General features: G+C 68.6%; 17 protein-coding genes. 7 read left to right on the top strand and 10 right to left on the bottom strand.

Features of this window, described 5'->3' with window-relative positions; translation table 11 throughout:
• The first annotated feature begins 1 nt into the window (after position 1).
• Positions 2-436, top strand: coding sequence for a DUF488 domain-containing protein (locus ABDZ81_RS11970; RefSeq protein WP_343774213.1), 435 nt, complete (start codon positions 2-4; stop codon positions 434-436).
• Positions 437-443: 7 nt separating this feature from the next.
• Here the strand turns inward: ABDZ81_RS11970 and ABDZ81_RS11965 are convergent, their stop codons facing one another.
• On the bottom strand, positions 444-722 hold the full coding sequence (locus ABDZ81_RS11965) for a DUF7513 family protein (RefSeq protein ID WP_343774212.1): 279 nt from the start codon (positions 720-722) through the stop codon (positions 444-446).
• Positions 719-2,284 (bottom strand): Na+/H+ antiporter NhaC family protein, encoded by a 1,566-nt coding sequence (locus ABDZ81_RS11960; protein WP_343774211.1) that lies wholly within the window; start codon positions 2,282-2,284, stop codon positions 719-721. Before ABDZ81_RS11960 ends, ABDZ81_RS11965 begins: the two co-directional genes overlap by 4 nt.
• Positions 2,285-2,484: 200 nt before the next feature.
• Between ABDZ81_RS11960 and ABDZ81_RS11955 the strand changes: the two genes are divergently transcribed.
• Positions 2,485-3,378, top strand: a complete 894-nt coding sequence (locus ABDZ81_RS11955; protein WP_343774210.1) for a bifunctional methylenetetrahydrofolate dehydrogenase/methenyltetrahydrofolate cyclohydrolase — start codon at positions 2,485-2,487, stop codon at positions 3,376-3,378.
• 25 nt (positions 3,379-3,403) lie between these two features.
• Here the strand turns inward: ABDZ81_RS11955 and ABDZ81_RS11950 are convergent, their stop codons facing one another.
• The 3 genes from ABDZ81_RS11950 to ABDZ81_RS11940 form a co-directional block, all read right to left on the bottom strand.
• Positions 3,404-4,321 (bottom strand): glycosyltransferase family 2 protein, encoded by a 918-nt coding sequence (locus ABDZ81_RS11950; protein WP_343774209.1) that lies wholly within the window; start codon positions 4,319-4,321, stop codon positions 3,404-3,406.
• Positions 4,322-4,396: 75 nt separating this feature from the next.
• Positions 4,397-5,125, bottom strand: a complete 729-nt coding sequence (locus ABDZ81_RS11945; RefSeq protein ID WP_343774208.1) for a DUF7117 family protein — start codon at positions 5,123-5,125, stop codon at positions 4,397-4,399.
• Positions 5,126-5,215: 90 nt separating this feature from the next.
• Positions 5,216-7,480 carry a DNA methyltransferase family protein gene (locus ABDZ81_RS11940; RefSeq protein WP_343774207.1) on the bottom strand — a complete coding sequence of 755 codons (2,265 nt, stop codon included), beginning with the start codon at positions 7,478-7,480 and terminating at the stop codon, positions 5,216-5,218.
• Positions 7,481-7,625: 145 nt separating this feature from the next.
• On the opposite strand from ABDZ81_RS11940, the gene ABDZ81_RS11935 reads away from it, so the two are divergent.
• The 4 genes from ABDZ81_RS11935 (at position 7,626) to ABDZ81_RS11920 (ending at position 9,758) form a co-directional block, all read left to right on the top strand.
• On the top strand, positions 7,626-7,772 hold the full coding sequence (locus ABDZ81_RS11935) for a hypothetical protein (RefSeq protein ID WP_343774206.1): 147 nt from the start codon (positions 7,626-7,628) through the stop codon (positions 7,770-7,772).
• A gap of 421 nt (positions 7,773-8,193) precedes the next feature.
• On the top strand, positions 8,194-8,946 hold the full coding sequence (locus ABDZ81_RS11930) for a high-affinity nickel-transporter protein (protein WP_343774205.1): 753 nt from the start codon (positions 8,194-8,196) through the stop codon (positions 8,944-8,946).
• Positions 8,947-9,069: 123 nt separating this feature from the next.
• Positions 9,070-9,324, top strand: a complete 255-nt coding sequence (locus ABDZ81_RS11925; protein ID WP_343774204.1) for a glutaredoxin family protein — start codon at positions 9,070-9,072, stop codon at positions 9,322-9,324.
• A gap of 110 nt (positions 9,325-9,434) precedes the next feature.
• Positions 9,435-9,758, top strand: coding sequence for a PadR family transcriptional regulator (locus ABDZ81_RS11920; RefSeq protein ID WP_343774203.1), 324 nt, complete (start codon positions 9,435-9,437; stop codon positions 9,756-9,758).
• Between the two features lie 40 nt (positions 9,759-9,798).
• Here the strand turns inward: ABDZ81_RS11920 and ABDZ81_RS11915 are convergent, their stop codons facing one another.
• The 5 genes from ABDZ81_RS11915 to ABDZ81_RS11895 all read right to left on the bottom strand — a co-directional run bounded on the left by ABDZ81_RS11915 (position 9,799) and on the right by ABDZ81_RS11895 (position 16,432).
• The gene (locus ABDZ81_RS11915) at positions 9,799-10,737 is read right to left on the bottom strand and encodes a phosphoribosyltransferase HisG-related protein (protein ID WP_343774202.1); all 939 of its coding nucleotides are present in this window, start codon (positions 10,735-10,737) and stop codon (positions 9,799-9,801) included.
• A gap of 50 nt (positions 10,738-10,787) precedes the next feature.
• Positions 10,788-12,821 (bottom strand): midas domain-containing protein, encoded by a 2,034-nt coding sequence (locus tag ABDZ81_RS11910; RefSeq protein ID WP_343774201.1) that lies wholly within the window; start codon positions 12,819-12,821, stop codon positions 10,788-10,790.
• Positions 12,822-12,989: 168 nt separating this feature from the next.
• A complete protein-coding gene (locus tag ABDZ81_RS11905) occupies positions 12,990-13,826 on the bottom strand; it encodes an MBL fold metallo-hydrolase (protein ID WP_343774200.1) in 837 nt (278 codons plus the stop codon).
• 79 nt (positions 13,827-13,905) lie between these two features.
• On the bottom strand, positions 13,906-14,298 hold the full coding sequence (locus tag ABDZ81_RS11900) for a YlbF/YmcA family competence regulator (protein WP_343774199.1): 393 nt from the start codon (positions 14,296-14,298) through the stop codon (positions 13,906-13,908).
• A gap of 58 nt (positions 14,299-14,356) precedes the next feature.
• Positions 14,357-16,432: a hypothetical protein gene (locus ABDZ81_RS11895; protein WP_343774198.1), complete on the bottom strand. Its 2,076-nt coding sequence runs from the start codon at positions 16,430-16,432 to the stop codon at positions 14,357-14,359.
• A 242-nt stretch (positions 16,433-16,674) separates the two neighbouring features.
• Here ABDZ81_RS11895 and glyA point away from each other — a divergent pair, with 242 nt between their 5' ends.
• The gene (glyA, locus tag ABDZ81_RS11890; protein ID WP_343774197.1) at positions 16,675-17,931 is read left to right on the top strand and encodes a serine hydroxymethyltransferase; all 1,257 of its coding nucleotides are present in this window, start codon (positions 16,675-16,677) and stop codon (positions 17,929-17,931) included.
• The last annotated feature ends 69 nt before the right edge of the window (positions 17,932-18,000 follow it).

Below are 18,000 nucleotides of genomic sequence, written 5' to 3'. Positions count from 1 at the left end.
CGTGAGCGACACCGGCCGGCTTCGGGATACCTACGTCGCCGCGATTCAGCACGATCTCGCGGAGCTGCCAGAGAAAACGACACTCGTCGGCGTCGTCCGCGAGCCGACGTCGTGGTTCCACGCCGCGGTCGACGAGAACCGGCCGGCGCTGGCGCCGCCGACGGGGTTGCTGGAGGACGTCCGGGCCGAACAGGAGACGCTCGAATCCGAGGGCGTCGCTGACGCCGTGGCACATAATCAGGCGATGGCCGCCGTCGACTTCGATCGGCGCTACCGCGAGCACCTCGACGATTCGGACGCGGCGTCGAGCGCGATCGAGGGGTTGATCGAGCGGTTACGGGGCGGCAAGGACGTCGCGCTGGTGTGTTACGAGAACACCGACGAGAAGCGCTGCCACCGGACGCTGCTACGCGAGCGAATCGAAAAGAGACGCTGACAGGCTCTCAGCCGGCGTACGAGCTGTCGCCGACGACCTCGACGAACTCGCCGCGCCCGACGCCGCCGTTGGAGTCGAACTCGGCGACCTCGACGCGGACCTGCTGTTCGACGTGTTCGGGCGCCGCGCCCTCGACGTACAGTTTCGTGTCGCCGACAAACGCGAGGCCCGCCTCCTCGCCGGCGTCGTACTCGGCGAGGAACACGTCGACCGTGCTGCCGGGCTCCAGCGACGGTCGGGTGGTGCGGAACGACCAGCCCTTCGTGTACTTCTCGAGGAAGCTCATACGCGGGCCACCTCCTCGGACTGCCGGTCGATGGTGTACTCCCGCCCGAAGCCGGTCAGCGCCGCGACGACGAACACCGCGACGAGCAGCCAGCCCTGGAACACGAACGGGACGACCTCGACCGGGTTGACGACCATGCTCGCCTCGAACCAGTCGTACTGCTCGGGCAAGGTCTGCATCTCCGTGAACCCGACGAGTACGCCGCCGGACCACGGGAAGATGTAGCCCAGCGCCGCGGTCTGGGCGTCGAGGATGTTCGCGCGGCGGTACCCGTTGAGGTTGAACCGCTCGCCGACCTTCGAGATGAACGGCCCGATCGCGATCTCGGCGGCGGTGTTGATCGTGATGATGGCGTTGATCAGCGCCGCCGAGCCGACCATCGTCAGCTCGGCGTTGCGGACGTTCGTCGCGAGGTTCGCGAGCGACCAGTCGAGGATCGCCTGGAACGCCCCGCCGCGGATCATGATCTGGGCGGCCGCGATGATCAGCAAGACGAGGATCGACAGCGCGAAGAAGCCCGCCGCGCCGGAGTAGATGCTGCCGCCGACGCCGACCGCGCTCGCGTCCGTCGTCACCTCCAGAAACGGCAGGAAGGACAGTTGCTCGGAGGCCGGAGCGCCTGCCGGCGCGGTGAACACGAGCATGTCGCTGACCGGCGCCAGCCCGAGCAGGAGGTTGAGAACGACCGCGGTGACGAGCCCCCAGGAGATCGCCTCGACGATGTGACGCCCGCTGACGGCCGTCCCGATCACCATCCCCATCGAGAGCAGGTGGACGAGCCCGGCCGGTTCGCTCTCCGCGACGAGGAGATCCTGAGCGCCGCCGGCGATGTCCAGCCCCGACATGGTGCCGCTGACGATCACGTACGCCGGGAACGCGATCGCCGCGGCGACGATCACGTACTTGAATCGCGAGGCGACGACGCCGCCGATGTCCGAGTCCTGGGTCACCGCGCTGACGATCGTCGTGTCGCTGACCGGCGCGAGGTTGTCGCCGAACACCGCCCCCGAGAGGATCGCGCCGAACAGCAAGACGGGGTTGGCGCCCAGCAGCACGCCCGCCGGGAAGAACAGCGCGACGAACGCGACGGTCGTCCCGTAGCCGGTGCCGATGCCGGTCGCCAGCACCGCCGCCAGCAGGAACGTGAGCGCGGGGAACAGCGTCGCGCCGATGCCGAGCGCGTCGGCCAGCCAGACGAGGCCGCCGACGAACCCGCCGGCCTGCAGCGTGTCGGCGAACATGCCGGCCCAGAGCCACGCCACGATCGCGGTGACCGCGACGGGCTGGGTCATCCCCTCGAACAGAGTGTTGGCGTACCCCGTCCACGAGCCCTTCACGAAGAACATCCCGACGATCAGGCCGATCAGCATCCCCGCGACCAGGCCGCTGGTGTCGGAGATGCGCCACAGCGCGGTCTGGGCGACCGCCCAGACGATGAAAAACAGGATCGGGAGCGCGCTCATCCCCCGACCGCCGTAGAACTCGATCCGGGGTGCTTCGTCTTCGCCCGCCGTGACGAACTCGCTCGATACGTCCCTGTCCGGTGGTCCGTCCGTGCCCATAGTTCGTCCCGAACGTCAGCGCACTTCTACATAAGAATGAGTGGTAATACCACACAAATCGACACGTTCGTCGCTGTCGCGGCGCCCGCGCTCTCCCCGTCGCACTATATATACACACATATGCATACACTCACTCGAATCGGCGCCGATCTAGGCACGAACCCGAGGATTCAAGAGCGTCGCGGCCGGTCGTCTACGTAATGACGCACGTGATCGACGGCAACGCGGTGGCCGACGAGATCCGGTCGGACCTCTCGGAGAGCATCGACGCGCTGGGCGACGCCGGCGTCGAGCCGGGCCTGGCGACGGTGCTGATGAGCGAGGATCCCGCCAGCGAGACGTACGTGTCGATGAAACAGCGCGACTGCGAGGAGGTCGGCATCGACGGCATCCACGTCGAGATCGACCCCGAGGCGCCCGCAGAGGAGCTGTACGACACGATCGACGAACTCAACGAGGACCCCGAGGTTCACGGTATCCTCGTCCAGATGCCGGTGCCCGACCACGTCGACGAGCGCGAGGTGCTCAACCGGATCGACCCCGTCAAGGACGTCGACGGGTTCCACCCCGAGAACGTCGGCAAGCTCGTCGCCGGTCACGCCCGCTACAAGCCCTGCACGCCCCACGGCGTCCAGAAGCTGCTCGAAGCCGCCGACGTCGACCCCGAGGGCAAAGACGTCGTGATCGTCGGCCGCTCGAACATCGTCGGGAAGCCGCTGGCGAACCTGCTGATCCAGAAGACCGATCTCGGCAACGCGACCGTGACGGTCTGTCACTCCCGGACGAACGATCTGGGCGCCAAGACCCGCAACGCTGACGTCGTCGTCGCGGCCTGCGGCGTCCCGCAGCTCGTCGACGGCGAGATGCTCACCGAGGGCACCACCGTGATCGACGTCGGCGTCAACCGCGTCGACGCGGACACCGACAAGGGGTACGAGCTGGTCGGCGACGTCGACTTCGAGAGCGCCAAGGAGAAGGCCGGCGCGATCACGCCGGTGCCCGGCGGCGTCGGCCCGATGACGCGGGCGATGCTGCTGTACAACACGGTGAAAGCGGCCGGCCTGCAGAAAGACGTCGACGTCGAGCTTCCCTGAGAGACCGCGATCGCCGTTTCGAGCCTCAGTCCAGAACGTCCACGTCGAACTTCGAGCGCCAGCGGTAGCGCCGGCCGCCCCAGACGAAGGTGCGGCGTGCCAGCGCGTAGGCGAACAGCGGCACCTGGCACAGCGTCGCCGGGTACGCCAGCAGCGCGGTCCATCGGCGGACGCCGAAGGCGAGGTAGATCCCCGCGTACGCGAGGGTTAACAGCGGGAACGCGACCAGCGGGGCGAGAAGACAAAAGAGCGTGGCTACCGTCGCCGCCGCGACCATCGCGGCCATCCCGACGGGGTCGTGATGCCGGACGATCTGGACGAACCGGACGTGACGCTCCAGGGTCTCGCGGATCGTGCCGCCGACCGCGACCTGACGCGTTCGACGCAGCGGCGTCACGTCGAGTCGCTCGCCGAGCAGTCCGTCGTCGCTGACGGTGCGCCGGAGATCTGCCAGAAAGCTCTCTTCGTCGAGGTCGTCGCGCTCGAACATCACGGCGCCGGCCCAGGCGTTGTCGCCGGCGTAGACGCCCGCGGTGCCGCCGAGCGCGTAGGTCGGTTCGAGCAGCGTCGCGAGCGGGTCGCGCCCGACGAAGAAGGGGAGTTCGGTGACGGGGCCGTGGCGCTCGTAGTCCTCGTGGAACCGGTCGAGCCAGTCCGGCGGGTGGTGAAAGTCGTCGTCGGTCCAGACGACCCGTTCGTTCCGGGCAGCCTCCATCCCGGCGGCGACGGCGTTCGCCTTGCCCGAACAGGACTCGGGCTCGCCCGCGAACACGAGCCGCGTCCGATCGGGAAGGTCGGCGTCGCGGCGGGCCACCGGGTCGGCGGCGTCGTCGCAGACCACGAGCAGTTCGTCCCCCTGATCGAGCTGGTCTGCGACCTCCCGACACGCCGGCGTCCACTCGACGGTCGGAAGCACGACGCTCGCGGGCGGATGCGACGTCATCCCGAGCGTCTTCGAAGGGAAACCCCGTAAACGATGCTATCGCGCACCGGACGGAGCTACCGCGCACCGCCGGCGCTACTGCGCGTCGGAGAGCCGCTCCAGCCGCTCGCGACACCGCGCCAGGGCGTCCTCGTCGTCCCAGCGCACCGCCTCTGCGAGGTTGCGCGCGGCCCTGACGAGCCGCTCGGCGGTCCCTGGATCGACGTCGCCCTGCAGCGCCTTGATCCGCTTGACGTGATCGCCCAGCGTCGCGAGCGCGCCCATCGCCGCCGGGTACTCGCCGTCCTGATCGTCGATCCAGGTGCCGATCTCCCGTCGGTACGCCTGCACCGCCTCGGCGTACGCCAGCCCGCGCGCCTCCCGAAGTCCGGCGGGCACCTCGTCGGGCGCGGGCCGCTCGCCGCGGTCGGCGCCCCGCAGCAAGGAGAGGTAGTACAGCTCCTCGTCCTCCGTCGGGTCGTAGGAGCGTCCCACGATATCGGCGACCTGCCGGAGCTCGCGGGCGGCGAGGTAGACATCGTCGAGCGGCTGAAGTTCGCCGGCGTCGATGAAGCCCGTCCGGCGGACGAACTCGCGACAGTTCTCGATCGCCGCGTCGGCGACGTCGGACTCCGGCGCGGCGTCGATCATGTTGCGCACCTCAGTGAGATCGAGCGCCGCCTGGCCGGCGGTGTGGCGCTTGCGCTCCTCGTCGACGCCGACGCTGCGGACGCTCTCGCAGTTCGGACAGCTCACGCTGCCGGTCTCGTAGTACGACCACCGCGTGCCGCAGTCCTTGCACTCGCGCTCGCCGCGGATCTCCATGTGGGCCCGTAGCGCTCGCGGCGTGAAATATCCTCCACTCCGGAGCGGCGGGGCGTCGTCGGCTCGTCCGTGCGTCCGCTCGCCCGCAGGTCACTCGTCCCGCCGCGCGAGCAGTTCCTCGACGGCGGCGTCGACGTCCGCTCGGATCGGCTCCAGAGCCCCGATCGTCGTCCGGTTGTACTCGCGCTTGCTCACGTCGGTGTGCTCGGGGACGATCTCGTGGGCTCGGCGCGAACCATCGGCGAGCCGGTCGACGAGAGCGTCGGGGACGTCCTCCGCGTCCGGGAGGTACAGCCGCGAGACGACCGCCTTCGAGAGGCTGGACTTGCCCTCCGAGACCACGTCGTCGAGCGAGCGCTGGTAGATCGAGGAGTTCAGGAGCGCACAGAGGAAGTGCGCCTCGCGCTCGTCGTCGGTCGCGACGAACATGCAGTGATCGCCCGGCACGACGGGTTTCTCGCCGAGATCCTCGTCCTCGACGGTCGAGACGACCGCGAAGTGGGGCTTGTAGCCCAGCCGGCACCAGACGACCTTGTAGTCGGCCCAGGTGTACTCGCCGAGGCCGAACACGCTGTAGAACGGGCCGCGGTCGAGCCACGAGGAGGAGCGCTCTTCGAGGCGCTCGCGTCGCTCCTGCAGGTGCTCGTACGTGCGCGGCCACTCGCGTTCGAGTCGCTCCTCGTTGTCCTCGCCGGCCTTTCGCTGTGGAACGATCCGGAGGTCGTGGCCGAACAGCCCGTACTTGACGACGTGGCGGGACTTGAGATACGGAAAGACGCGGTCGGGTTCGAGATCAGCGAGTCGGCTCCGGTCGATCTCGAACACCTCGCGCGCGTCGTCCTTGACGCCGTGGCGGATCTCGTGGGCGCACTCGCCGAGCGCCCGGCGGTCGGCGTCCGCGCGGAGCCACGACGACGCCGGATCGTCCGCGTCGACCGGGACGAACTCGGTCTCCTCGCGGGCGAGCGTGGCGTCGATCGCCGCCCGCGTCGAGAACTCCGGCGCAGCGTCGCCGCGGGCCCACGCCGTGACGGGGATCGGCGTCGACGCGGGCTCGCCCGCCGAGAGCGCGAAGATCGCCGCGCCCGCCCGGACGCCGTCGCCGAACGGTCGGAGGTCGGCGAAGTCGTGGACCCGCCGAACCTGCAGCGGCGCGTCGTCGAGGCGCTGGGCGCGCAGTCGTCGTCCCGCCGGCCCCTTCGCGATCGTGCGCTTGAGCACGAAGGCGGCGTCGCCGTCGGGCGCGAGGTAGCGATCCGCACAGGTCAGCACGAACGGCACCGAGATGTCGTCGTTCGCGTGGCCGAGCAAGGACGTCGCGCCGTCGCCGGGCGCCAGATCGAGTCGCTCCGCGGGCCCGTCGCACCAGGCCGTCCGGACGGCGTCGGGCAGGTCGCTCCAGGTGATCCAGGGCGGATTACCGACGAGGTGGTCGACCGTCGGATCGAACGGCTCGCCGCGGTAGCTGAGGTCGTCGTCGCGCGTGACGCCGAGCGCGTCCGTGAGAAACACCGGGACGGCGACCGAGTCGACGTCGGATGGGGCGAGCAGCGGCGCGAGCGAAAGCACGTACGACAGCGTCGCGCTCCGGACCGCGACAGGGTTGAGGTCGATCCCGACCACGGCGTCGGTAATCCGGTCGAGCCGCTCGCGCGCGTTCAGTCCGGCGTCCGCGGTCGCCGCAAGCTTGCGATCGATCAGGACCGACAGAAACGCGCCCGAGCCACACCCCGGATCGAGGTAGGTGTCGCCACCGACGCCGGCGTCCGCGTCGACGCCATCCGCGCCGACGTCGCCCTCGAGCGCGTCGACCGCCAGCGCGGCGACGCCGCGGGGCGTGTAGTACTCGCCGAGCGCGAGGCGCACTGAACGAGTGACCACCGACTCGTAGAGCCGCCTGAGCGCGTCGGGATCGACGGCGTCGGCGACGGTCCCCGTCCCAGTCGCCGCGGCGAGCGCGTCGTCGACGCGGTTCCGGAGCTCGTCGTCGACGACGGCGCCGTGGACAGCGGAGAGGTCGACGTCGAGCGCGCCCGAGTTGGCGCCGGGTGCGCGATCGCGCACCCGCACGCCGAGGCGACGCTCGACGGCGACGAACAGCCGTTCGAGCAGGAAGTCGTAGTACAGCCAGTCGCGGACGAGCGCCTCGCGCGAGCGCTCGCCCGGCAGCGAGTCGACGGCGTCGCCGTGGCTCCGGCGGACGAACGCGAGCCACTCCGCGACGGCGTCCGCGACGACGCCGTCGTCCGGCCGGTCGCGGGCGGCCGCCGCGTACCGCGCGTGGGCGTCGCTCCCGCGGCCGAGTCGATCAGCCAGTCGTTCGCCCACATCGGGGGCGTGTTCCGCGCCGGTCATCGTCTGGTAGTCGCGCCCGCCGTCGCCGAACGTCGGGTCGACCCTGACGTTGCCGGGGCGTCATTAAAAGTGTTCGAGTCTCGGGGTTCGCCTCGTGATCGCCCTCCCCGGGGCTTTCATGTCACTCGCGCCGGTATCCGGGCGTATGCGATCCGAAGACGAAATCCGCGAGCAGTACGAGTACCTGCAGGATCAGCTCGACGACGAGGAAATGCGTCACGAAGGCGTCCGACAACTGTTCAGCCACTACAAGCGAGCGCTGGGCTGGGTTCTCGAGGAGGAACACATGTAAACGCAGCTTAATATTTGGATCGGGAAAGCGATCGGCAGGTCTCTGTCGAAACATTTAAGATCTACGAGTGAATTTTCACAGTTGACGCTTCGCTTGGAGGGCCGAAGCGTCAGCGGGGACCAATTCAGGGCGGCAAGCGATCGCGCGTTTTTCGCGCGCGATTCGCTTTCCTGTTTCGACGAACTTCTGAGCGAAAGCTCCCGCTCGAACACCGGTCGGCGCGTTCGTGAGTGGGCCGATCGCTTCGATCGTCGGCGCGGACGAGCGCATCGCGACGAGGTCGCGGTCGCGCGGCGCTCGCAGACGCCGACGAGAAGTGGCCGCAGATCGACCAGTAACTGCTGGATCTCGTAACGTCTCCCGAGACTCGTCGAGAAATCGCTGCAGTAAGGACCCTCGAAGTCGTCGGACACAGCCAACGATGAGCGTACTCGCTGCACTGGCGGCCGGCGCCGCGATCGGCGTCCGCCACTCCTTCGAACCGGACCACGTCGCCGCCGTCGCGACGCTGGTCGACGACGAGAGCGACGATCACGCGGGGCTGGTCGGAACGTCCTGGGGGATCGGGCACTCGATCCCGATCGCGCTGGTCGCGCTGGCGTTCCTGCTGGCGGGACGACGGCTCCCCGACGGCGTCACCACGCTGTTCGAGGTGCTGGCCGGCGCGATCCTCGTCTACCTCGGCGCCCGGATGCTGTACCGGCTCGTCGACGTGACCGAACACACCCACGACGGGCACACCCACGCCCACGTCGGCCTGGGATCGCTGTCGCTCGGCGCCACGCACAGCCACCGGGCCGACGAGTCGTTCCTCGTCGGGATCGTCCACGGGCTCGCCGGGAGCGGCGCGTTCGTCGTCGTGCTCGTCACGACGGCCCCCACGCTGGGGACGGGGCTCGTCCTGCTGGCGGCGTTTTGCGTCGCCTCGATCGCGACGATGGGCGCGCTCACGCTGCTGTGGGGTCGCGTTCTCGACACCGCCGCCCGGAAGTACCTGCAAGTGGGGGCTGCGCTGGCCAGCCTCGCGGTCGGAGCGGCCCTCCTGCTCGGAGAGTTCGCGGACGGCGGCCGCGGACACGGGCACGCCCACGGAACCGGGCACGAACACGCCGTCGCCGCGGTGGAGCTCTCGACCGAGTACGCGCCGTTGGTCGCGGAACTCGGACTCTGCTAACGGTCGCATCTTCCCGCGTGATTTCGAGGGCGCGGATCCGACGCGTTCGACGGCGATCGATCGCGCCGACCGTCGGCCTCCCGAATCGCAACCGTTGTTCCGCGCCGGCCCCAACGTCCGGCCATGTCCGAGCCGGTACCGATCACCGTGTACACGAGAGAGAACTGTCAGCTCTGCGACGAGGCCGTCGAGACGCTGACGCGGATCGCCGACTCCGAGGGCGTCGCGATCGACATCGACGAGGTCGACGTCGACGAGGATCCCGAGCTCGCCGAGGAGTACGGCGACCGGGTCCCCTACGTGCTCGTCGACGGGACGCCGAAGTTCAAGTACCGGATCGACGCCGCGAAGGCTCGCAGCGTGCTCTCGCGGCAGTGAGACCGCACTCGGGGAGTCACACCGGTCGCGATCCCGCTCCGTTTCTCCAAAACTGTTAGGTGTTCGTTTTGTGTGGTAGCTGGTCGTATCCACTTGCAGAGGCAAACACCATGTACGATCTCACCGGCTTCAAGCGCGACCTGCTGTACGTCATCGCGGGACTGGAAGAGCCCCACGGGCTGGCGATCAAGTCCGAACTCGAGGAGTACTACGAGTCGGAGGTCCATCCGGGACGGCTCTACCCGAACCTCGACGACCTCGTCGACGACGGTCTGGTCGAGAAGGGGTCGCACGACCGCCGGACGAACGCCTACGAACTCACGGACGAGGGGTACGAGAAACTCTCGAAGCGGCGCGACTGGGAGGGGAAGTACTACGGAGACAAGGACGTAGCGGAGGAGGCGACGAGCGTCCCGGCTCAGGCGGGCAACTGAGCCGCGGCGGCGAAGTACCGCCGGAGAGACCTGGATCGAGTCAGACCGTCAACTCCGACTGCTCCGACGCGTCAGCGAACAGGTCCGCGACGAGGCCCGCGCCGCCGCTCGTCTCCGCGAGGTTCTCCATCAGCACCGTTTCGCTGGGGAACAGCTGCTCGCCCAGTTCGAGGCCGTGCTCCCGGGCCGTCGACCCGGTAACGGTCAGGTAGACGCCGAGTCCGGCGTCCGCGATGGCGGCTTCCTCCTCACGGCCGTTCTCGGGGTAGCAAAACTCGATCCCCTCGACGGCGTCGGTGCCAAGCACCGCCTCGACGAGCCGCTCGTAGCGCGGCGAGATGCAAAGCGGCCCCTCGTACTCGCGGACGAACTCGCGATCGAACGAATCCTCGGAACCGTCGCGGCGGAGATCGGGCTGCCCCATCAGCGTGTGGTACACCGTGTCCCCGAGTCCGGCGACGACGCGGACGTCGGTGTCCCGGGGATCGATCCGGGCGTTCAGATCCGCGATCGACTCCAGGGGCTCGGCCCGCAGCCCGACGACCTCCTCCAACACGAGATCGGCGCTGTCGAACCCCAGCGCGAACTCGTGAGTGCGCAGCGCGCGGAACGGCTCCTCGCGGCCGATCAGCTGCAGTTCGACGCCGTCGAGCGGGATCGTGACGCTGTCGAACACGATCCGGCGCGGTCGGCCCTTCCGGGCGTCACGCAGCAGCGTGTACTCCGGGCGCCCCGGCGCCGAGAGGTCGCTGTACTCCGCGAGCCGCTCGTACACGTCGTCCGCGGCGGTCTGCTCGCCCTTGGCGATCGCCTTCTCGTAGCGCAGGATAGAGCTGATCGAGTCCGCCAGCGAGGCGACGTCGACCCCCTCGCGCTCGGGGGCGTGATGGCTGTCCTCGACGCGCGTCGCCAGGCGGTCGAGCACGGCCTCGAGCGGGCGTCCCTTCCGCGGGACGGCCACGGGGATCGTCTCCGTCATTGGCGGGACGAACGTCCCCGGCGGTCAAACAGGTTGCGCTTTCGCGCCGCTCAGTTGAACATCTCGCCGAGCTGGTCGCGCCAGTCCTGGATCTCCCGAACCTCGGACTCGACCGTCTCGACATCTCCTTCGACCGAATCGAGCTGTTCGTCGAGCTCGTCGAGCCACTCCGTCAGCTCCGAGACGTCCGCGGCGGCCTCCTCGGCGACGTCCTCGACGCCCGCCAGCTCCTCGGACAGTTCGTCGAGCTCCGCGCGAACCGATTCCACGTCGTCGCCGACCTCGCCGATCTCGGATTCGACCCTGTCGACGGACTCGGAGACGGCTTCGACCGACTCGTCGACGTCGGCGAGACGCTCGTCCACGCCGTCGACGCGCTCGTCGACCGAGGACACGTCGTCGGCAACGGAGTCGACGCGACCGTCCACGTTCTCGACGCGTTCGTCGAGCGCCGTCGCGTGCTGGTCCACGTCGGCGACCCGCCCCTGCAAGCTGTCGATCGCGTCGTCGTTCTCGGCGACCGACGACTCGACGGACGCGACGTCCGATTCGAGGGCCGCGACGGTCGACTGGAGCTCCTCGATCACTTCGGCGCCCTGCCCGTTCTCGGCGAGGAACTCCTCCATCGCGCCGGCGTAGGCGGACACCTCCTCGACGCGGGACTGCAGGTGGTCGATGCGCGCGACGACGCTCGAATCGACGCCGCTCGCGTCGGCGTCCTCGGCGTCGCCGCCGAGGTCGAGTTCCTCGCGAAGGACCGCTTTGTCTTCCTCGTCGACGCGCCCCGCGCGGAGCTCCTCGGCGAGCGCACTCGCGACGCCGCCCTCGATCGAGGCACCGGCGTCGGCGTCCGACTCGCTCGCGGCGTCCGTCCCGGCGATCTTGTCGACGGATTCGTCGGCCGCGTCGGCTACGACCTCAGCGTCCGAGTCGGTCTCGACGCCCGAGTCGGTCGCGATGTCCGAGTCCGCCGAAGCATCCTCCTCTGCTGCGGCGTCGACGGTCGCCGAGTCGTCGTCAGCCTCGAGTTCGGCGTCGTCGGTCTCGTCGACCTCGGTGCTCGATTCCGGTTCCTCGACCTCGGCATCGTCCTCGTCCGTCGCAACGTCCTCGGTTTCGGCGTCGCCTTCGTCGATCTCGACATCGGCTTCGACGTCTTCGACTTCGACATCGTCCGCCTCGATTTCGACGGATTCGGCGTCCGCATCGGCGTCGTCTCCGTCGATCATCTCGTCGACCGCGTCGGCGCTCGCACCCGTGTCCGCCTCAACCTCCTCGGCGTCGGCGTCCGGATCGTCCGCTGCTGCGGCCGCTTCGCCCTCGGCGGCCGCCGGCTCGTCGTCGGCCGGGACGTCGATCTCGATCTCCGGTTCGTCGTCGGCGTCCTCCTCGGGGTCGGGGATCTGCTCTTCGAGTCCGAGATCGAAGTCCTCGGCGGCGCCCTCATCCGCTTCGTCCTCATCTTCCTCGGCGGCGTCGTCCTCGCCGTCGAGATCGACGTCGTCGAGATTGAGGTCCAGACCGCCGTCGTCGCCGGACTCGTCGTCGTGGTCTTCGTCCGCCTCGTCGGCGTCCTGATCGAGCCCCGGCATCGAGTCGGACTCGCCCGAGATCATGTCCTTGACCGCCTGGCTGCTCTCCTTCGAGGCGATGTCGTCGATCGTCGAGTCGGCGACCGCCTCGGCGTCCGAGCGATCGGCGCCGTCGGCGTCCGCGTTCGCCGGCCGAACCTCCGCGATTTCCGGGGATTCGAGGAACGCGTCGGCGTCCTCGGGATCGTCGATCCGGATGCCGTACACCGTGACGAGCTCCTCGCCGGGCGCCAGCGAGTGCTCGAACTCGACGGTGTGGTCCTCGAAGGCGGTCCAGTGCTCGCTCCCGTACTCCGGGTGGAACCCGACGCCGTCCATCGGGAACTCGTCGGGGATCGGCTCCGAGAGTCGGAGCGTGACCTCGTCGTCGCGCGTCGACTCGATCCGGAACTCGATCGTCGGCACCGCGAAATCCTCTGTCTCGAACGCCTTCCGGACGGTGATCCCGTCGGAAGATACCTCGACTGCTTCCCTGGCGGCCTCTTCGGTCATACGGGGCCCTTTCTGGACTACCAACATAAAAGGATCGGGCACGTATCTCGCAACCGTTCTATTCGCAGCGCGCGGAGATCGTACTACGAATCTCGGAGAAGAAATATAAGAGCGTCGTCAAAGTCGCGCGTCGGGCACGACCGCACGCGTCGGCGATCGACCGAAACCCTACAGGTCGACTCGATCGCCGATCTCGACGATCTCCAGCGCGCCGGGGTGCTCGAAGCTCTTCGCGTGGTGGTGAAGCACCTTCGGGTCGGCGGTCAGCCCCTTCCACATGTCCCAGTGGCTCGGGAGGAACCGATCGAACTGCAGGTCGCTGGCGGCCTCGATGGCCTGGTTCTCGTCGTTGTACCACTTCGTGCGGACGGGATCGCCGGTCTCCTTGTCCGGGACGTTGCCGACCGTGCCGAACGCCAGCACGCCGAGGTCGATGTCGTACTCGTCGCCGACGCGCTCGAACTCGTCGCTGGGCTTGGTGTCGCCGCCGTGGAAGAACGTCGATCCCTCGTACTCGATCACGTAGCTCACCGGGTGGGTCGCGTCGGCGTCCTGGGCGACCTCGACGCTGATCGAGACGTCGCCCACCTCGAACTCGTCGCCTTCCGCGACCTCGACGAACTGGTCGTCGTCGATGTCGTAGTCGGCCTGCCAGTCCTCGTCGTCGAGCGCGACGTCGAGGCTGTCGTCGGGCGCGTACAGGGAGGCCCCGGTCGATTCGAGGATCGGCGCCTGGCTCGGGCCGTGCACGTGGTCGGTGTGCTCGTGGGTCGCCAGCACGGCGTCGGCGTCCGCGACGTCCTCGGGGTCGAACGGGACGGGGATCATCCGCACCGTCCGCGGCGGGTCGCCCAGTCCGACGTAGGGGTCGATAAAGAGCGTCGTTCCGTCGCCGGCCTTCACGGCGAAGCCGTTGCAGCCGAGATACCAGACTGCGATGCCGTCCGGATCGGCCGCCTCGATCTCGCGGGGCAGCCAGTCGCCCCAGTCGCTTTCGATCTGCATACTCGAACGATGCGACCAGTCGCAGCCTAAGTGTTGTGCTCTCGGTCCGGGCGTGCCGGACGGAACGATAGAGGAGCGTCTAGTCTTCGCAGCAACCGCCCGCTTCCTCGCCGAAGTCGATGTCGAGCGGTTCGGAGATAGCGTCGTTGATCGCCTCCAGGCGAGCGTCGAGCCGGTTCTGGGCTTCCAGATACTCGGCCATCACGGGAATCTCGTGGAGTTCGCTCTGGGCTTCCTGGAGCTCTCGCAGGTCCTCCTGAGAGGCGTCGCCTGTCTGACGGGCCAGCATGAACTCCTGGCGGAGCTGCTCGAACTCGTCGATGCGCTCCTGGGCGTTCTCGGATTCCTCGACGGCGGCCTTGGCTTCCTGCAGTTCGCGGTACTCGGGGAGCTGCTCGATCGCCTCGCCGAGCTGGCGGCCGAGCGTCTCGACGTCCTGCTCGATCGTGCCGGCGTCGGTCTCGATGCTCATGGATCGACGTTGCCGCCCGAGGCGTTTGAAGCTGCCGGAAGCGGCCGCAGGGTCGGACTCAACTCCTTCCCTCGATGACGGGTCGGAGGTCGGCGGACCAGTACACGTCGCCGTCGAAGATGACCGGCATCTCCGCTCGATCGAGGTACGCGAGCAACTCGTCGCGCGAAAGGGCGTGCTCGGACTCGGTGCCACAGAGGTAGGAGTACTCGTTGTCCTCTATGAACGGCTGGTAGAACCCGCCGACGTGACGCGAGGAAAACTGGTCGTACGACAGCAGGAATCCGTCGCCCTCGACGCGTTCGAGTTCGGCGGTCGCGGGGAGCCGGTTCTCGCTCTGTGCGAGCGAGTGGGTGCCGTCGCCGACGACCGCGTAGTCCTTGCCCATCATGATGCGCCGCCGAGCGAGCTGGAGCGCCCGTTCGATGCCGAACCCGTGGACCAGGAGGCGGGCGAACGTCGAGCCGACCTTGACGGCGTGCTCGTTGAGCACCTGCGAGAACGTGATCGCGCCCGCGACGCTGCCCCGCTCGACCAGTTCCAGGCCCTCGTAGTAGGATCCGCAGGCGTTCAGGAAGAACGTCTGTGCGCGACAGGCCTCCAGGCTGGACGCCGACAGATAGCCGTCGGGACAGCGCAGCCCACTTTTCTCGCAGTGGCCGATGTAGTGGACGAAGTCGTGCGGCGTCTCGAACAGTCGGGCCAGCCCGTCCGTCGAGAGCTGCTCCTCGACGGTGACGTCGATCGAGAGGTCCTCGCCGCGCCGCCGGTAGATCTCGGCGACGTCGACGTGCTCGTCGGACATCTCCTCGTCGTTGAGCACGACGGCGATGTCGATGCCGTCCCCGCCGCGTTCGAGGTAGTCGAGGCGATTCTCGTAGGCTGCGGGCGTCGATTTGAACACGTCGATCGGCGTCCCCTCCGCGAGCCAGCCGTGGATGCGGCCCTCGCGGAGTTCCGGCTTGAGGATGTCGACCGACGCCACCTGCCCGACGCCGCGCTCGCCGGCGACCGAGCCGCGGTAGAAGTCGTCGAGCGATCGCTCCACGAGTTCGCTGCCCTCCAGCTCCGAGGTTCGGGGCTCGTAGAGCAGGCTGAGCCGATCCAGCAGGTGCGGGAGCGTCGAGAGGTGTTCGGGCGTCGGCTCGACGTACGTCGCTAGGTGCCAGTCGGGCAGCCGGTGCTGGATCGCGTCGTGGGCGACCGTCATGTACGTCCCGAGGCGCTCGGCCGGCTCGGCGTCGTACAGCGCGCCGGCGTCCAGCCCGAGCGTGTCGAGCAGGCTCGCCTCGGCGAGCTCCGTCCCGTAGGGCCCGGCGTTTCGCACCAGGCAGTCGAGAAAGAACACCTGCCGGAGCAGCCGCGTCACCTCGCGTTCGAGGTCGGGCAGCCCCGACAGCTCCCACTCGGCGTCGAGCGACGGCAACCGGAGGACCGGCCGCGGGCGATCGGCGACGTCGACCGACGCCTGCAGGTAGTACGCGAGCGGCGCGAGCACGTACAGCGAGGCCAGATCGTCGGGCGCGACGATCTCGATCCCCGTCGACTGCGTCGCGGCGACGACGGCGTCGGGCACGTCGATCGCTTCGCCGGCCTCGAGGCGGGGCGGATGGCCCCGGAGCGAGGGGTACGAGCGGTCGACGCCGGTCGTCCGATGCGAGGCGTGGAGATGCGAGAGCGCCGTCGCGACGCCCTCCGGCGTCGGCGGGACGGTCATCGAGTGGGTCGGCGCCTCGCTGCGGCTCCGAAACCCGACGGCGACGTCCGTGCGCTCGGGGAACGAGACGACCGTTCGATCGTACGTCTCCGATCTGCGGATCGAGCACTCGCCGTCGACCCTGAGGTAGGTCTTGATCTCGGCGTCGACGTCGATCACGTACTCGTCGTCGGGGAGCGCGATCGGGTCGGTCTTTGGACCGAGCTCGCGGGTCCGTCCGCCGGAAAGCGGCGTCGCGTACACGACCGCCGAGGGGAAGGTGAACTCCGAGGTCGAACAGACCAGCGTCGCGTCGACCGGTCGGGGGAGGTCGGCCTCGCTCCGTGCGAGATCGAGGCCCGGGCTCTCGACGCCCATCTCGGCGCTGTCGGCGTCGAGGACACGGAGCCCGTCCTCCGTCACCTCCCACTCGATCATTCGAGTCGAACGAAAACGCTAGTGGCAGTTATCTTTATCGACTGGGACGACTTCGCCCGTCGTTCCGCCCGATTCCGCCCGTTCGAGCGTTCGGCGTCGGTCGGTCGGCGTGTTTGTTTCTGCACGATCGTCGTCGGTGCCGCCCGCTGCGCCCGATCGAACGGTCGAACGATGCTACAGGATCACACCCGAAAATCGGCGAAAGGGTACAATTATACGCGACCGCCCCCCGACGTACGAACATGAAGTACGACACCGTCAGGGAGGTCGATCCCGAGATCGCCGACGCCCTGAGCGGCGAGGTAGAGCGCCAGCGAAGCACTCTCCAGATGATCGCCAGCGAGAACCACGCGAGCGATGCGGTTCTCGAAGCCCAGAGCTCGGCGCTCACGAACGTGTACGCCGAGGGCTACCCCGGCGCCCGCTACTACGCGGGCTGCGAGTACGCCGACGAGGTCGAGAACCTGGCCATCGAGCGCGCGAAGGAACTCTGGGGCGGCGACCACGTCAACGTACAGCCCCACTCGGGCACGCAGGCCAACATGGGCGTCTACCTGGCGGTGCTCGACCCCGGCGACAAGATCCTCTCGCTGGACCTGACCCACGGCGGCCACCTCTCCCACGGCCACCCCGCGAACTTCACGGGCCAACTGTTCGAGGTCGAGCAGTACGAGGTCGACCCGGAGACGGGCTACATCGACTACGAAGAGGTCAAGGCCCAGGCCGAAGAGTTCGATCCCGACATCGTCGTCTCGGGCTACTCGGCGTACCCCCGCACGGTCGAGTGGGAGAAGATCCAGGAGGCCGCCGACGCCGCCGACGCGTACCACCTCGCGGACATGGCCCACATCACGGGTCTGGTCGCGGCGGGCGTCCACCCCTCGCCGGTCGGCGTCGCCGACTTCGTCACCGGCTCGACCCACAAGACGATCCGCGCGGGCCGCGGCGGCATCATCATCTGCGACGAGGAGTACGCCGACGACGTCGACGCGGCCGTGTTCCCCGGCGCGCAGGGCGGCCCCCTCATGCACAACATCGCCGGCAAGGCGGTCGGCTTCGAGGAGGCGCTCGATCCCGAGTTCGAGGAGTACGCCCAGCAGACGATCGACAACGCGAAGGCGCTCGGCGAGACGCTCGCCGACCACGGCTTCAGCCTCGTCTCCGAGGGTACCGACAACCACCTCGTGCTCGTCGACCTCCGCGAGTCCCACCCGGACGTCACCGGTAACGACGCCGAGGAGGCCCTCGAAGAAGTCGGCATCGTCCTGAACGCCAACACGGTGCCCGGCGAGACTCGCAGCTCGTTCAACCCGAGCGGCATCCGCGCCGGCACGCCGCCGCTGACGACGCGCGGCTTCGACGAGGAGGCCACGCGCACCGTCGGCGACCTCATCGCGCGGGTCGTCGACGCCGTCGCCGAGGACAACTTCGAGGAAGTTCGGGACGACGTCGAAGCCGAGATCGACCGGCTCGCGGCCGAGCACCCGCTGTACGAGTAAGCACCGGTCGCTCGCGGAACCGCGATCCGAAAGCGGAACCCGGATCGCAACCTTTAGTGTCGCTTGTTC

The sequence above is a fragment of the Natronoarchaeum mannanilyticum genome (assembly GCF_039522665.1).
Classification (GTDB): domain Archaea; phylum Halobacteriota; class Halobacteria; order Halobacteriales; family Natronoarchaeaceae; genus Natronoarchaeum; species Natronoarchaeum mannanilyticum.
The sequence above is the reverse complement of the archived record's forward strand: the minus strand, read 5'-3'. Positions and strand labels throughout refer to the sequence as shown.

Bases quoted from the DNA above. Each gene is read 5' to 3' on its own strand.
- ABDZ81_RS11960 (WP_343774211.1), bottom strand. From the start codon at position 2,284: ATGGGCACGGACGGACCACCGGACAGGGACGTATCGAGCGAGTTCGTC.
- ABDZ81_RS11940 (WP_343774207.1), bottom strand. From the start codon at position 7,480: ATGACCGGCGCGGAACACGCCCCCGATGTGGGCGAACGACTGGCTGAT.
- ABDZ81_RS11915 (WP_343774202.1), bottom strand. From the start codon at position 10,737: ATGACGGAGACGATCCCCGTGGCCGTCCCGCGGAAGGGACGCCCGCTC.
- ABDZ81_RS11935 (WP_343774206.1), top strand. From the start codon at position 7,626: ATGCGATCCGAAGACGAAATCCGCGAGCAGTACGAGTACCTGCAGGAT.
- ABDZ81_RS11925 (WP_343774204.1), top strand. From the start codon at position 9,070: ATGTCCGAGCCGGTACCGATCACCGTGTACACGAGAGAGAACTGTCAG.
- ABDZ81_RS11955 (WP_343774210.1), top strand. From the start codon at position 2,485: ATGACGCACGTGATCGACGGCAACGCGGTGGCCGACGAGATCCGGTCG.
- ABDZ81_RS11895 (WP_343774198.1), bottom strand. From the start codon at position 16,432: ATGATCGAGTGGGAGGTGACGGAGGACGGGCTCCGTGTCCTCGACGCC.
- ABDZ81_RS11905 (WP_343774200.1), bottom strand. From the start codon at position 13,826: ATGCAGATCGAAAGCGACTGGGGCGACTGGCTGCCCCGCGAGATCGAG.
- ABDZ81_RS11910 (WP_343774201.1), bottom strand. From the start codon at position 12,821: ATGACCGAAGAGGCCGCCAGGGAAGCAGTCGAGGTATCTTCCGACGGG.
- ABDZ81_RS11930 (WP_343774205.1), top strand. From the start codon at position 8,194: ATGAGCGTACTCGCTGCACTGGCGGCCGGCGCCGCGATCGGCGTCCGC.
- ABDZ81_RS11965 (WP_343774212.1), bottom strand. From the start codon at position 722: ATGAGCTTCCTCGAGAAGTACACGAAGGGCTGGTCGTTCCGCACCACC.
- ABDZ81_RS11945 (WP_343774208.1), bottom strand. From the start codon at position 5,125: ATGGAGATCCGCGGCGAGCGCGAGTGCAAGGACTGCGGCACGCGGTGG.
- ABDZ81_RS11900 (WP_343774199.1), bottom strand. From the start codon at position 14,298: ATGAGCATCGAGACCGACGCCGGCACGATCGAGCAGGACGTCGAGACG.
- ABDZ81_RS11920 (WP_343774203.1), top strand. From the start codon at position 9,435: ATGTACGATCTCACCGGCTTCAAGCGCGACCTGCTGTACGTCATCGCG.
- ABDZ81_RS11950 (WP_343774209.1), bottom strand. From the start codon at position 4,321: ATGACGTCGCATCCGCCCGCGAGCGTCGTGCTTCCGACCGTCGAGTGG.
- glyA (WP_343774197.1), top strand. From the start codon at position 16,675: ATGAAGTACGACACCGTCAGGGAGGTCGATCCCGAGATCGCCGACGCC.